The organism is Neofamilia massiliensis (assembly GCF_001299475.1).
Taxonomy (GTDB): domain Bacteria; phylum Bacillota; class Clostridia; order Tissierellales; family Peptoniphilaceae; genus Neofamilia; species Neofamilia massiliensis.
On record NZ_CYUJ01000002.1, the window covers coordinates 214,115 to 228,292 of the forward strand.

The window sequence follows — 14,178 nt, forward strand, 5'->3', positions numbered from 1 at the left end:
AGGATTTGTTTTTGAAATTTTTTAAAGATAAGAAAAAATATTTACTGGGACTTTTGATCTTAAGTCTGTGCATACTTATTGTCAACCCAGTTTTTGCCAAAGAGTCTTATGGAGAAAATCTTTTTGAAAATGAAGGTACTTATGGGATCCAAGAGATTAAAACTCTGGCAGACATCGATTCAGATGGGACTATGACTTTGAAGCAGAGATGGGTTTTTAATGACAGCGGCTCAAGTGGAACTGAACACTACATTGTTTTTGACAAAGGATCTTTAAAAGGAGCAAAACTTAAAGACTTTCAAGTTTATCAAGATGGAGTCTTGTTAGAAGAAATTCCTTGGGATATTGATGCTAGCTTTGAAGAAAAAGTTGGAAAATTTGGCATCAATGAAACTGCTGACAGCTTGGAACTTTGTTTTGGCATTGGTAAGAGAGTTGACGAAAATGTCTTCGAAGTGACCTACAAGGTTGAAAATATTATGGAAAAAACCAGCGACGGAGCTTTTTTTCTCCACTGGAAGTTTATAAACGATAGTCTATCTGACCTAGTAGGCAAGGCCAGACTTGATTTAAGTTTTCCAAATGAAGTTAAAAAAATTTTTGCCTTTGGCTATGATGGCATTGTGGCCATGGCAGATGATGAGGAAAATACTGTCATCTTTGAAAATGCCAAGGACCAGCCCTTAGATGCCAACAATTATCTAGTTGCCTTAGTTGAAGTAAATGGGCCTTTTAATGCTTACAGGGACTTAGATTTTACGAGAGACGATCTTTATGAGGAGGCCTTTGCAGGAAGTTCATATAATTTAGCAGACTTAGACAAAGAGACAGACTTTTATACAGCCAGCCAAATTGTAGACCAAATTGAAAATGGCGGAGATTATAATACTCACGAAGGAGAAAATTATATTGTTTCAAATGATGATACGCCAGCGGGAATGATTATATTTTTTGTAATAATTTTTCCTATTATCCTTATGGGCATAATTCTCACAGCTGTTTTTAAAAAGAAAATTAAGGTTGATCTTTCTAGGGCAGAGAAAAAGGATGCTTATTTTCGCGACAATGTTACAACTGAACCTAACAAGATGCTAGGACTTTTGACCCAAGAAAGTCTGACAAGTCTTCAAGGAACTATTCTCTACTATTTTGTGAAATGGGTTAACGATGATTTAGTTGAACTTGGAAAAGAGGAAAAGGAAAGACTCTTTAGAAAAAATAAGGAGATTGACGTATTTTACTTTAAAGATCCAAGTAAACCAATGGCCTATATTGAAAAGATTTTTTATGATTTCTTTCTTGAGGAAGCAAGTTTTGACGGACCAAGTCATCTTATGAAACTTACAACTGATGACCTAAAGAAAATTAATTACCAAGACCTTGATAGAAAATTTTCTAAGTATTTAAAATCTGACAGGGCCTATGAGGGAATTGCTCAATTTATTGACCAGGTAAAGAAAAAGAAGTTTTTAAATGAAGAAGGAAAGAAGCACCTTCTCCAATACTATGGCATGAAAAACTTTTTAAAGGACTTTACTTTAATGGACGAAAGGGAGATCTGTGAAGTTAAACTTTGGTCCTATCATCTTGAACTGGCGGCCCTTTTAGGTCTGGCTGAAAAAGTTCAAGAACAATTAAAGGTTTATCCACAAGTTTATCAGGACACTGGAGTGAGGATGAACCCTTATACAGCATCGGTAATTTTACACTCAGTTAATTCCAGCTTGAACACTGCTATGGCATCTTCTGGCTCTGGTGGATTTTCATCTACTGGCGGTGGCGGAGGATTTTCTGGCGGCGGCTCTGGCGGTGGAACAAGATAAGAAAAGGAGAAGATAAAAATGATAATAGCAATAATTATTCTAGTCCTTGTTGGACTTTGGGGAGTGACAACTTACAACGGTTTTGTTTCCTTAATTGAAAGATTAAAAAATTCTAAGTCCCAAATTGCTGTGCAAATGGAATCTAGATGGGACGCTTTAACAAATTTAATTTCAGCTACAGAAAAGTATAGCGACTATGAAAAAGAAACTCTAGAAGAAGTTATAAAAAATAGAAAGCAAGTTACTATAAACTCATCTTTAGATGAAATTCAAAAGGCAGAAGACCAATTTGCAAGTGCCTTTGGAAAAATTGTCGCCTTGGCTGAAGCTTATCCAGACTTAAAGGCCAGCGAGGTTTACAAGAAAACTATGGATTCTGTAAACAAGTACGAAGACAATGTTCGCTACGCAAGAATGACCTACAACGACATGGCAACTAAGTACAACAGGGCCAGAAGGCAAGTGCCAAAAAACATTATTGCCTCTATAATGGGCCTTGAAGAAGAAAATTATTTTGTTTTAAGTGAAAATAAAAGTCAAATGCCATCTTGGAAATAAAAAATAAGCTGCTAGGATTTATGATCCTGCAGCTTTTTTCTTTATTAGTTTATTGATGAAAGTTTAAACTCTCTAAGTTCATTTAAGTCCTTGTCAAAAATTACAAATTTAGAATTTCCTAGGTTCTTAGTAGAAATTTCTAAAAAGACCAGGCCTTGAGGGTACTTTCCTAGAGAATAGGAAAAGTCTTCAAGGCTCTCTACCTTGTCTAAGATTTCTTTTTCTTCGTCTAGGGATGTGCTTTCTCCTTCTTTAAAGGAAAAACTTCCAGCATTTTCGTAGAACTTCATTTGATTTTTTGAAATATTGTATACATAGCCTTGGGTGCTTTGAGAATTTTTCTTTAGTAAAATAAAATCTTCTGCGCCTAAAATTTTTACATAGTCATCGCCTTGAAGCTGGTTATAGCCAAGGGCCCTGTTGTCAATGGCGCCTTTAAGTTTTCCTGTTTTGTTGTCTACAATTAAAATTCCATTGTAGTTTAAAATAACTGAGTAAGAAGAATTTACATAGGCAAGTCTTGGGCTAGAAGCACCAAAGGGCTCGTTAGTAAAATTTTTAAAGACGGTATCCTTATCTAAGTACTCGTCTAAAGCTGGGTCTCCTTGAAAGGCCTTGTCGTCAATAAATATTGTCTTGTCTTCATCCTTCCAGTTGACAACTTTTCCTAAAGCTTCTGCAACAAAGCGAACTGGAACATAGGTCCTGTCATTTTCAATAAAAGGGCTGACGTCTAAGTCTTTTTTTATATTATTTACTGTCATTTGCTTCTTGTCAATTTCCATGAGAATTTTTAAGGCATCTGTAGAAATTTTGACTCTTTTATTTTCTTGGTCCCAGTCGACCTTGCAGGCTAGATTTTCGCACACTAGTCTTAGGGGAATAAAATTTCTGTCGTCTTTAAATATAATTTTTTCCTCTCCTAGGTCTAAGCATTGGCCGTTAATAACTATGCTAGTTTGGCATTCTTGGGCGTAGGCTAGGCTACTTAGGCCAAGGACCAAGATTAAAATAAGTAAGAAAATTTTCTTTTTCATAAGCTCAACTCCTTGTATCCATTATACTTTATAAATATTTTCTCTAGGTTACAAAAAAGTTAAATATGAAAATCTTATTATAATTTTCTCAAAGCCTTTAAAATATCTTATTATCAAGTATAATAAGAGAGAATAAATAAGACGAAAAAAGGGTGGTTTTTTGAAAAAGAAGATATTTTGTTTTATCTTACTAGTCGTAAGTTTAATAAACTCTTCTGGCCTAGCTCAGGCTGAGGAAGTTAATATAAATAAATCCATGAAGGTCCAGTATCTAATTGACAACAAAATTGTCATTGGGAGGACGACTGAAGATGATTCTAAGGTGGACTATGCCCTTCACGAAAATATTACTAGGGCAGAGATTTCAAAACTCCTAGTAAATCTCTTAGACCTAGATCAAATTGCTGAATCCTTAAAGGGGACTGTCTTATCTTTTGCAGATGTTAAGGCAGACCACTGGGCATCAGGTTATATAAATGCCTTGACTACAGAAGATTTAGATAAAAATCTTAGAAGACGAGTTATTGTCGGCTTCCCAAATGGAAAATTTTTGCCAGAAAAAGATCTTTCCTACGAAGAACTGGCGACTATGTTAGTTAGAATTTGTAAAAGCGATTTGACTAAAGAAGATGAAGAGAAAGCTATTTGGGCGACATCTTATATGAAATGGGCTGCTGACCTTGGAATTCTCGATGATATTACTTTTGACGATTCAAGAAAGAGAATTTCTAGAGAAGATGCCTTTGTTATGGTCTACAATGCCAGAGAGATTCTCGGCATGAATAAAGAAAACTCTGTAGACTTTGGCGACAAGTTGGGTATTATTTCTAAGTTTCAAGCTGGATTTTTAGAGGTCAACCAAGACTCAGAAAATCTTTATACCATTGACGAAAATACAAGATTTGCCCAAGGGACAAATATATTTGACCTTTATAAAAATGCAGATAGGGTAGGGTCCCTAATTAGATTTATTGCAGATGAAAACAAGCATGTTGATATAATTATGGAACTTGGAAATCCTAGAGATTTAGCCATCGAAGGCAACTGGCAGGACCTTGCTGAAAAAGTAATATCGGCTAGAGAGGACACTTATTTTTCTTATGACTACACAGGGTCTTATGAAATTACTCTTGCTGGAGTCAAGGCAGAAATTACCAAGGACACAAAACTCTTTGCAGCAGATGAAAAGAATAATATTCTCGGGCCAATAAAAGACCCAGGCCAAGTTTTTGAACATTATGTCAAGTACAGAAGGCCTTTAAAAAATGTCTATATGGGCTACACATCTTATAGAACATACAATGAAGCCAATATTATAGTCTTTAATGACGTAGACCTTTTCCAAGGCAAGGAAGAACTTAGAAGAATTACCACTCCAATAACTTCAGACTTTAAATTTACAGCTGAGTCTATGATTGGTGGAGAAGAAAAAGTTTTTGATCTTAGAAATTCAGGAGTTTTTCCTGGCGACTTGGACCTAGACTTTATGGATGTCATCTTAATGAGATTTGATTCTTACGAAAATGCCAGACTGCTTCAAAGGCCAAAAAAACTTATTGACTATAAGACTGCGCCAGTTTATAGGGTCCACTCTTATGATGGAAGAGTTTTAGTTTTAAGAGACCAGTACAATAGAGAGCTACCACTTACAACTAGGCAGACGGCAATTTTTAAGCCAGGTCAGCTTAAAGTTGGAGACCATGTTCAAGTTTTAATCCTGCCGCCTCAAGTTATTGTTGACTTACTTGGACAGGACAAGTTAATGGATTTAGACCTAGAAGATTTTGATTTAGGAAAAATTGATTTTAAAGACCTGCTTAAGGATATAAGAATAGAAGATTTGATTATTGCTCTTGAGTCTATTCACTCAGCCTATGATCTTAGCCTGCAAGCAATGGCAGTTTCAATTGTGCCTGATGACTTGAGAGGAGCCTTGCCACTTTCTTTTAGAAATGGAGATAACAAGGCCTATGTAAGCGAAATTTATGACGACTATGTTGTCTTAGGAGAAAAAGTTGATGGGATTTTTGTAAACCAAAAGGCCTACAAGTACTTCCAAGCTGATAGGAAAAAGTTAGACCTAGCGAAAAACTTTTCTCTGCCAATAGTCTATGACCAAGCTTATATGGGATATTATGAACCTTATCTTACTAATGTAGATTTTTATTTTGACTATGAGGAATTTGCTAAACTTTCTAATGAGGCCCTAGAAAAAATTTTAGCAGCAAGTGATAAAAATAAGGTTGACTTAGACAGGCTAGTAGAACTTTACAGGCAAATAGAAAAGTCAAAGATAAGAGAAGACCTTAAAGACCAGGTAAAAAACTTTGGAACTTGGCTTTATTTAAATAATTAAAGATGGATACAAGGATGATTAAAGACAATGATAAAAATTTCAGATGTGTATTTTAAATACAACGAAGACGAAGATGAAAAATACGCCTTAAGGGGAATAAATTTAGATATTAAAGACGGAGAGTTTGTAGCTATAATTGGCCACAATGGATCTGGCAAGTCAACCCTTGCAAAACTTTTAAATGGCCTCTATCTACCAACTAAGGGAGATATTTTCATTAAGGATATGAACACCAAGGACGAAGACAAAATTTGGGACATAAGAAAGGCAGCAGGTATGGTCTTTCAAAATCCTGACAACCAAATTGTAACTACAATTGTCGAAGAGGAAATTGCCTTTGGGCCAGAAAATATTGGCCTGCCAAGGGAAGAAATTAGACAGAGAATTGACTATGCCCTTAAGGTTGTTGAAATGGAAAAATATCTCCACCACGCTCCTCATCTTCTCTCAGGTGGACAAAAGCAGCGTATAGCCATAGCTGGAATTCTCGCTATGAATCCATCTTGCATAATTTTAGATGAGCCAACGGCTATGCTTGACCCAACTGGGAGAAAAGAAGTTATTGATACAATTTATAAATTAAATGCAGTGGAAAAAAAGACTATCCTCTTAATTACCCACAATATGGAAGAAACTGTTAAGGCAGACAGGGTTGTAGTTATGAACAAGGGCCAAGTTTATTTAGAAGGAACTCCAAGGGAAATCTTTTCTAAAGTTGAGGAGCTAAAGGCAATTGGCCTAGATGTTCCTGCAGTAACTGAACTTGCCTACAAGTTAAACGCAGATGGTTATTTAGATGACTTCAAGGTTTTAAATATAGAGGAGCTAGTTGATAAATTATGTTAATTGAATTAAAAGATGTGTCACATTATTATAGCAAGGGCAGCCACTATGAAGTTAAGGCCTTGGACCAAGTAAACTTACAAATAAATGAAGGAGAGTTTGTCGCTATAATCGGCCACACAGGGTCAGGAAAGTCAACTTTGATCCAACACTTTAACGGCCTTATTGAACCTACTGAAGGGGAAGTTATAGTTGAAGGCCAGTCTCTTAAGGATCCAAAAACTGTTAAGGCAAAAATTCGTCAAAAGGTTGGCCTGGTCTTCCAATATCCAGAACACCAACTTTTTGAAGAAACTGTTTCTAAGGACATAGCCTTTGGGCCACTAAATTTAGGATATAGCAAGGAAGAAACTGAAAAGTTAGTTAGGGAAACTATGGAAAGAGTTGGTCTTTCTTACGAAAAATACAAGGACCAATCTCCAATGGCCTTATCAGGTGGAGAAAAGAGAAGGGTTGCCATAGCTGGAGTTTTAGTTATGCAGCCAAAGGTTTTAGTCTTAGATGAACCAACTGCTGGCCTAGACCCAATGGGACGAAATGAAATCTTAAATGAGATCAAAGAAATCTATGAGACCCTAGGCATAACAGTAATTTTAGTTTCTCACTCAATGGACGATGTAGCAGAGTTAGTTGATAGAATTATTGTTATGAAAGGCGGGAGGGTTTTTATGGACAATAAACCTAAAGAAGTTTTCCGCCACGAAGAAGAGCTTGTTTCCATCGGCCTAGGCGTTCCCCAAATCACTTCCTTTATGAAGGCAATGAAAGAAAAAGGCTGTGATGTAAATACAGATATTATAAATATAGAAGATGCAAAAGTTGAAATAGAAAATTATTTAAGGAGGAGAAAAGATGCTTAAGGACATAACAATTGGCCAGTATTATCCTGCAGATTCAATCGTCCACAAAACTGATCCTCGTGTAAAGATGATCCTAGGTTTTATCTATATAATTTTTCTATTTATTGTATCTAGTTTTGTTGGCTACGGCCTAGTTTTTCTCTGGATTTTATTGGCAACAAAAATTTCAAAAATTCCAGTAAAGTTAATTGTAAAAGGCCTAAAGCCCTTAAGATGGATTATTTTAATTACCTTTATAATAAATATGCTCTTTACCAAGGGAACAGTTCTCTATGCCCTTGGACCAATAAAAGTAACTGAAGAAGGCCTTTATAATGCATCGAGAATGGCAGTTAGGCTTTGTCTACTAGTAATGGGAACCTCCCTTACAACACTAACAACTTCACCTGTAGCCCTTACAGATGGAATTGAAGGACTTTTTTCTCCGCTTAAAAAAATTGGCTTTCCAGCCCACGAACTGGCAATGATGATTACTATTGCCTTGAGATTTGTGCCAACATTAATTGACGAGACAGACAAGATTATGAAGGCCCAAATGGCTAGGGGAGCAGACTTTGAATCTGGAAATGTAATTAAAAGGGCAAAAAACACAGTGCCACTTATTATTCCCCTACTTCTAAGTTCAATTAACAGGGCAGACGAACTTGCCATTGCTATGGAGGCTAGATGCTACCATGGAGATGAAGGCAGGACAAAATTAAATCCACTGAAAATTGATTCAAGAGATATAATGGTATTTGTCTTTACTATACTTTCCTTTGTAGCAATTTTCTTTGTGGAGAGACTAGTATGATAAACATCGCCCTTAAAGTTTCTTATAAGGGAAAGGCCTATGCAGGTTTTCAAATTCAACCAGACCAAGAAACTATCCAAGGGGTTTTAGAAGATGTCCTGTCTCAGACCTTTAAAGAAGAAGTAAAAGTCGTTGCAGCAGGGAGAACTGACGCAGGAGTTCATGCCCTAGGCCAGGTTATAAATTTTCAAGTTACTAAATGCCACATTGACATTGGCAACCTGCCTAAGGTTTTAAACTACAAACTGCCAGAAGATATTTCTATAATTGGAGCAGCCTTTGTAGATGAAAATTTTTCTGCCAGGTTTTCTGCCCAGTCAAAAATTTACAAGTATGTAATTTATAACAACCGTTACAGATCGGCGCTTTATGGAGATTATTCTTTTTGCTTTCCCCACTACTTAGATGTAGATAAAATGAGAGAGGCGGCAAAAGCCATTGTCGGCACTCACGACTTTCAGTCTTTTATGGGCCGCTATGCTCAGGTGAAGGATTCAATAAGGACTATTTATTCAGTTGATATAAAAAGAAAGGGGGACTTTGTTGAAATAGTATTTCACGGCCAGGCCTTTTTAAAGAACATGATTAGAATTTTAGTAGGGTCTCTGTGTGACATTGGGAGAGCAAAGCTCGCAGTTGACTTTATAGAACAAGCAATAAAAGCAAAAGACAGGACCAAGGCAGGCTTTACAGCTCCAGCTTGTGGCCTGTTTTTAATGGAAGTCATCTATGACCAGAAAATAAATTTTAGAGAATCATAAGATAGCAGAGAGGAAAAATTAGGAGATCTAATGAGTAGTTTTTTAGAAACATTTTTATTGGTATTTTTTGCAGAAATGGGAGACAAGTCTCAGTTTTTGGCCCTGGCCTTTGCATCTAAGTACAAGTTGTCGAAAGTGCTTTTAGGTGTTGGCCTAGGCATTGGCCTTAACCACGGCCTAGCTATAATTTTAGGATCTTTTTTAGGATCGGTAATTGACCTGAACTTGTTAAAATTTTTTGCCAGTATTTTATTTATTGTCTTTGGACTTTTGTCCCTGGTCTTTGACTATGGAGAGGAAGAAGACGAGGATCATAGATTTGAAAAATTTGGTCCAGTTGTTTTAATAGCTGGAACATTTTTCTTAGGAGAACTTGGCGACAAGACCCAAATTATTGCAATGACCATGGGAGCAGTTAGCGGAAATAAAATTCTAACCTTTCTAGCAACTTGGTCGTCAATGATGTTAGTTTCCTTAATTGGAATTCTCTTGGCCAAGGTTTTACAAAAACAGCTGCCAGAAGTTACAATGAAACTTATTGCTGCAGGACTTTTTATTTTCTTTGGTCTAACAGGTCTTTGGGAAGGCTTTAAGTACTTTGACCTTTCAAAAATTTATATGGTCTTAGTTTTAGCTCTCTTAGGTCTGGGACTTTATTTAATAATCAAGAAAAACCAAAAAGCCAAGGACGAATATTTTATAAAAGAGATTACAAAAAACCTAGACTCTTGTGTGGGCTGCACTGAAGAAGTTTGCAACTGCCAAACTAGGGACAACATAGAAGAGCTGACTAGGGAATATTTAGGCGGCGACCTAGCCTTTGTGGGAAATATTATAAACTATCTAGAAGGCCTAAAAAAGATTTCACCTAAGCACTACTACAAACTCTATCAGACAATTATTGACGAAAATTACAAGGACAAAATTATAAATAGATGAAAAATATAGAAATGGTCTACTTCGACTATGGAAACACTTTAATCTACGAAGAGATTTCCTATGGCCCTCAGACCCTAGAGAAAATTTATCAGACCCTTGAAGAAAAAACTCTTAGCCTAGAAGACTTTTACCAAAAGTTTTTAGAAAAAGTCATTTCTTACCAGGAGGAATATTTTTCAAAAGACAGAGACTTTCTCTATAGAAATATTTTTGCTGAAATTTTTAGGGAAGAAAATTTAAAATCAGATTTGACCTTTGAAGCCATGGACAAAATTTATTTTGACAGCCATGCAAGAGGCTATCCAATTGAAGGGGCCAAAGAGCTTTTAGCATATTTAGATGAGAAAAATATTTTCTACGGAGTTATTTCAAATCTTTCTCTTTCTGCAGATAATTTAAGGCAGAGGATCAAAGAAGTTTTAGAGTTCATGTAGACTTAGTTCTTACTTCAGGTGAATCTTATTATAGAAAACCAGATAAAAATCTCTTTGAACTTGCAGGAAGACAAGTAGAACTTCCACTTGAAAAAATTCTCTATATAGGAGATAATCCTCTTTGTGATTACAAGGGAGCAAGGGATGCAGGGATGAAGGCCATTTATTTTAATAGCCCTAGAAATTCTCCCTTTGTTTTAGAAGCAGATAAAATTCCCTTAGAGGAAGGTGCCCTAAGGGTTGACAAACTTATAGATATAATAAAAATTTTAGAAGGTGATAAAGATGTGTGAAGATGAAAAATTAGAAAGATTAAAAAATGCCAGAAACGAAGACAAGGGCTTTGCTAGATATATGAATATTGAAACCATAGCCTTAGACGAAGGTATGGCCCAGGCGAAAATTGAAATGAAATCAGAATACAACAATGCCCAAATGATAGTTCACGGCGGAGTCTTATTTGCCCTAGCAGACGACTGTGGAGGAACAGCTGCAAGGACCTACGGCCACAATGTAGTTACAGTTAATGCAAACATCGAATACCTAAACCCAGGCATTGGCGTTGAAACTCTTTATGCCAAGGCCACAGTTTTAAGTAGGGGCAGGAAGATTTTAAGATTTAAAGTTGAAGTAGAAGACCAAGTGAAAAATCTTCTTTGCATGGGGATTTTTACCTACGCAACAAAATCTAAAGTTCCAGAAATGCACGAAGGGTAAATAAATTTAAATCGATCTTGAGAGATGAGAAAAACTCGTCTCTTTTTTATTTTAACTTTTTTGTAAATATATTTTTCTTGACAAAGGAGTTGACAAGGCGTAAACTAAAATTAAATAGTTTACATGATGTAAAGCAGGAGGGATAAAATGAAAATAGAAAAGTTAAGCCAGGCAGAAGAAAATTTAGGAAGACTTATTTGGGACCTTGAACCAATAAAGTCAGCTGACCTAGTTGACATCTGCAAGGAAAAATATTCTTGGTCCAAGTCCACTACCTACACTCTCCTTAGACGAATTGAGAAAAAAGGAGTTTTTGAAAATAAAAATTCTACAGTGAGATCTAAAATGAGTTTTGATGATTATCAGGGAAAAATCAGCCAGGACTTTATAGAAGAAAACTATGCAGGGTCCCTGCCAAGATTTTTAACTGCCTTTACTAGAAAAAATAAGTTGACCGATGACGAAATTAAAGAATTAGAAGACCTAATTGCCAAACACAAGGAGGAATAAAATGACTGGATTTATAAACACCCTACTTGACCTTTCTCTAAAGGGATCACTTGTAATTGGAATTATCCTTGTCCTTAGGCTGGCCTTAAAAAAGGCGCCAAAGATTTTTTCCTACAGCCTTTGGGCCATTGCCTTTGTCAGTTTGATACTGCCATTTTCTATAAAAAGTCCCTTGGCCTTTACAAATTTCCTTCCAGGAGACCTTGTTATAAAAAATGAGGTTGAGACTAGAGATAATTTTATAAAAGACCAAGAGCCCCAAGGAGAAAATAATTTTATTGCAAAGACAAGTGACAGGAAAGAAAACTTTCAAGCCATAAGCCCAAGTGAAAACGGAAAGATTTTAGAAAATTCTTCTACAAATTCAAAGACCCTAGCAAAGGAAGAAATTTATTTTTACATCTGGTTAAGTGGAGTGAGCATATTAGTAATCACAAGTGCTCTTTCAACCTTTAAGCTTAAGAAAAAATTAAAAGACTCAAAACAAGTTGACGACAATGTCTACGAAAATGACAGAATCCCAACTGCCTTTGTCTTTGGCCTTATAAAACCGAAAATTTATTTGCCAAGAGGCTTAAGCTCTGAAGAAGAAAAATATATTAAAAAGCACGAACAAGTTCATATAGAAAGACTAGACCACCTTTGGAAATTTTTAGCCTTTGTAATAACCATCGTTCACTTTTTCAACCCCCTAGTTTGGCTGGCCTATTATTTAATGGGCCTAGACATGGAACTTTCCTGTGACGAAAAAGTTATTAAAGACCTAGGTCACGGAATTAAAAAAGACTATTCTCAGTCACTTTTGGCCTTTTCAACTGGCAGGAAAATTTTAACTGCCTCGCCTTTGGCCTTTGGTGAAAATAACACCAAGACCAGGATAAAAAACATTTTAGCCTACAGAAAACCGAAAAAATTTGTTCTAGCAGTATGCTTTATTTTAATCGCCTTAGTTGCAGTTGGCTGTTTGACAGAAAGAAAGGCAAAAGAGTCTGTAGAAAAACCTGTAGACCAAGAAGAATTCCAAGCAGAAAACTTTGATTCTAAAGAGATCTACTCAAGTCCTGAAGAATTTTTAAAGAGCCAAATAGAAAATCAAATAGCTTCTTTGTTTTCGTCCTTAGGTTATGAAATTTCTGACTATAGAATTGATGAATTAAAAAGTGTTTCTGAGGACCTAGAAATTGACGGCGAAAAAATTGAAGTCTATAAATACGATTACTCTTTAAAAACTGACCGAGCAGAGGACTTAGCAAAGACATTAAATGGAAAAGCAGCAGACGATTTTTGGGTAAGTGGTTTTAATAGAACTCCTTATCTGATTTTTGAAAAAGTTGCTGAAGGCTATAAACACAAGGGCTACATTGACGAAGATAAATTTTCAGCTGACTTAGACAGCTACTTGCAAGAACTTATGGTAAAGGCTGCCTTAGTTTTCCAAGACGAAAATGCAAGTGTAGAAGACTATGCCAAAAGTTATATTGGCGAGAGAATTTTAGCCTTATACTCAGCTGGAGCTAAAGTTTCGGACTATAAAATAGATAGCTTAGAAAAGTTTCTCTCCTATGATGACATCAGAGGAAAGGCCTATGAAGTTTATAAGCTAAACTACAGCCTGCAATTTGCTGATGAAAAATCCTACAATAACTACGATGGCTTTATTGGCCAGGGAAAAGGTGATAGGTGGATTGGTGAATTTTATGGAGACAATTATATGATTTTCCAACTTAGGTCATCAGGCAAGGTTTATATTGATACGACCAGAGGCGTCGGAAGCTTTTTAAACGATGGATCCAAGGAAGCAAATGAAAATGCTTTAAGAGAAATCTTAGAGAGAAAAAATATTATTCCTAGAGAAACTTATGCCTCTGACCACTATGTGGCCTCTTATAGGGACTTTGTCGGCAGGGCCAATAAAGTTTTACTTTCTCAAGAAGGCCAAGAAGACCTTTGGCTAGTAGAAAGGTGGATGGACGAAAACGGCACCGTCTACTATGAAGAAAAACCTTCTATAAGCAAGGACGAAAACTGGAGAAAGGATCCTCAAGCTGTTGCCTTAGATTTTATAAACTCAATGACAACTGTGAAATTATCTGCAGACAAGGTCCAAGTTGAAAAATTAGAAAACTTAGATGACTTTTATAAGCTGCCAGAATCTATCTACCTTGGCTACATTGAAGAAGTAAAAACAGACCAAGATAATATGAGCGACCTTATCCATGTAACTTTAGTTGAATGGCTGACTCAAGATGATGAAGAAAGAGCCAAGGCCTTGGGACTTGATATAAACGAGGACATGCCATCTGGTTTTTATGTAAACAAGACCCAAATCCTTGAAACATTTTTCTTAGACGACGATACTAAATACTACATTGGCGATTACATTTTATCGTCTCAGGCTGATCCATCTGTTTCTAAAAAAGTCTTTATCGACTATGTAAAGGCAAACAAGGATGTCCTTTTTGAAATATATTCAATAGGTGGCAAGGCAATAAAAATTCAAGAAGCCTACTTGCCATAAAATTTTGCTAAAGAAAAAACCTGCTAGCT

General features: G+C 36.1%; 13 protein-coding genes and 1 pseudogene. 13 read left to right on the top strand and 1 reads right to left on the bottom strand.

The features are described 5' to 3' along the window. Positions 1–11: 11 nt before the first annotated feature. On the top strand, positions 12–1,823 hold the full coding sequence (locus tag BN2667_RS00960; RefSeq protein WP_054251476.1) for a DUF2207 domain-containing protein: 1,812 nt from the start codon (positions 12–14) through the stop codon (positions 1,821–1,823). Between the two features lie 18 nt (positions 1,824–1,841). Further along, positions 1,842–2,381, top strand: coding sequence for a LemA family protein (locus BN2667_RS00965; RefSeq protein ID WP_054251477.1), 540 nt, complete (start codon positions 1,842–1,844; stop codon positions 2,379–2,381). 44 nt (positions 2,382–2,425) lie between these two features. Here the strand turns inward: BN2667_RS00965 and BN2667_RS00970 are convergent, their stop codons facing one another. Then, positions 2,426–3,418 carry a copper amine oxidase N-terminal domain-containing protein gene (locus BN2667_RS00970; protein WP_054251478.1) on the bottom strand — a complete coding sequence of 331 codons (993 nt, stop codon included), beginning with the start codon at positions 3,416–3,418 and terminating at the stop codon, positions 2,426–2,428. A gap of 160 nt (positions 3,419–3,578) precedes the next feature. On the opposite strand from BN2667_RS00970, the gene BN2667_RS00975 reads away from it, so the two are divergent. The 11 genes and pseudogenes from BN2667_RS00975 (at position 3,579) to BN2667_RS01020 (ending at position 14,149) form a co-directional block, all read left to right on the top strand. Continuing rightward, complete coding sequence (locus BN2667_RS00975) at positions 3,579–5,774, top strand: S-layer homology domain-containing protein (protein WP_054251479.1); 2,196 nt, start codon at positions 3,579–3,581, stop codon at positions 5,772–5,774. A gap of 27 nt (positions 5,775–5,801) precedes the next feature. Next, complete coding sequence (locus BN2667_RS00980) at positions 5,802–6,620, top strand: energy-coupling factor transporter ATPase (RefSeq protein WP_054251480.1); 819 nt, start codon at positions 5,802–5,804, stop codon at positions 6,618–6,620. Beyond that, a complete protein-coding gene (locus BN2667_RS00985) occupies positions 6,614–7,477 on the top strand; it encodes an energy-coupling factor transporter ATPase (protein WP_202903547.1) in 864 nt (287 codons plus the stop codon). The genes BN2667_RS00980 and BN2667_RS00985 overlap by 7 nt, the downstream gene beginning before the upstream one ends. Next, entirely contained in the window at positions 7,470–8,270 is an 801-nt protein-coding gene (locus BN2667_RS00990) for an energy-coupling factor transporter transmembrane component T family protein (protein ID WP_054251482.1), read from the top strand. Before BN2667_RS00985 ends, BN2667_RS00990 begins: the two co-directional genes overlap by 8 nt. Continuing rightward, positions 8,267–9,031, top strand: a complete 765-nt coding sequence (gene truA / locus BN2667_RS00995) for a tRNA pseudouridine(38-40) synthase TruA (protein WP_202903548.1) — start codon at positions 8,267–8,269, stop codon at positions 9,029–9,031. Before BN2667_RS00990 ends, truA begins: the two co-directional genes overlap by 4 nt. 30 nt (positions 9,032–9,061) lie before the next feature. Beyond that, complete coding sequence (locus BN2667_RS01000; protein WP_054251483.1) at positions 9,062–9,970, top strand: TMEM165/GDT1 family protein; 909 nt, start codon at positions 9,062–9,064, stop codon at positions 9,968–9,970. Further along, on the top strand, positions 9,967–10,404 hold the full coding sequence (locus BN2667_RS01005; protein WP_054251484.1) for an HAD hydrolase-like protein: 438 nt from the start codon (positions 9,967–9,969) through the stop codon (positions 10,402–10,404). Before BN2667_RS01000 ends, BN2667_RS01005 begins: the two co-directional genes overlap by 4 nt. 11 nt (positions 10,405–10,415) lie before the next feature. Next, a pseudogene (locus BN2667_RS09540) lies at positions 10,416–10,697 on the top strand (HAD-IA family hydrolase); the annotation flags it as partial. Continuing rightward, entirely contained in the window at positions 10,690–11,121 is a 432-nt protein-coding gene (locus BN2667_RS01010; protein ID WP_054251485.1) for a PaaI family thioesterase, read from the top strand. The pseudogene BN2667_RS09540 and the gene BN2667_RS01010, both read left to right, overlap by 8 nt. A 147-nt stretch (positions 11,122–11,268) precedes the next feature. Continuing rightward, positions 11,269–11,631, top strand: coding sequence for a BlaI/MecI/CopY family transcriptional regulator (locus BN2667_RS01015; RefSeq protein ID WP_054251486.1), 363 nt, complete (start codon positions 11,269–11,271; stop codon positions 11,629–11,631). 1 nt (position 11,632) lies between these two features. Beyond that, the gene (locus tag BN2667_RS01020) at positions 11,633–14,149 is read left to right on the top strand and encodes a M56 family metallopeptidase (protein WP_054251487.1); all 2,517 of its coding nucleotides are present in this window, start codon (positions 11,633–11,635) and stop codon (positions 14,147–14,149) included. Positions 14,150–14,178: the final 29 nt, after the last annotated feature.

Bases quoted from the DNA above. Each gene is read 5' to 3' on its own strand.
- BN2667_RS00985 (WP_202903547.1), top strand. From the start codon at position 6,614: ATGTTAATTGAATTAAAAGATGTGTCACATTATTATAGCAAGGGCAGC.
- BN2667_RS00965 (WP_054251477.1), top strand. From the start codon at position 1,842: ATGATAATAGCAATAATTATTCTAGTCCTTGTTGGACTTTGGGGAGTG.
- BN2667_RS01000 (WP_054251483.1), top strand. From the start codon at position 9,062: ATGAGTAGTTTTTTAGAAACATTTTTATTGGTATTTTTTGCAGAAATG.
- BN2667_RS00990 (WP_054251482.1), top strand. From the start codon at position 7,470: ATGCTTAAGGACATAACAATTGGCCAGTATTATCCTGCAGATTCAATC.
- truA (WP_202903548.1), top strand. From the start codon at position 8,267: ATGATAAACATCGCCCTTAAAGTTTCTTATAAGGGAAAGGCCTATGCA.
- BN2667_RS01010 (WP_054251485.1), top strand. From the start codon at position 10,690: ATGTGTGAAGATGAAAAATTAGAAAGATTAAAAAATGCCAGAAACGAA.
- BN2667_RS00980 (WP_054251480.1), top strand. From the start codon at position 5,802: ATGATAAAAATTTCAGATGTGTATTTTAAATACAACGAAGACGAAGAT.
- BN2667_RS01020 (WP_054251487.1), top strand. From the start codon at position 11,633: ATGACTGGATTTATAAACACCCTACTTGACCTTTCTCTAAAGGGATCA.
- BN2667_RS01005 (WP_054251484.1), top strand. From the start codon at position 9,967: ATGAAAAATATAGAAATGGTCTACTTCGACTATGGAAACACTTTAATC.
- BN2667_RS00970 (WP_054251478.1), bottom strand. From the start codon at position 3,418: ATGAAAAAGAAAATTTTCTTACTTATTTTAATCTTGGTCCTTGGCCTA.
- BN2667_RS01015 (WP_054251486.1), top strand. From the start codon at position 11,269: ATGAAAATAGAAAAGTTAAGCCAGGCAGAAGAAAATTTAGGAAGACTT.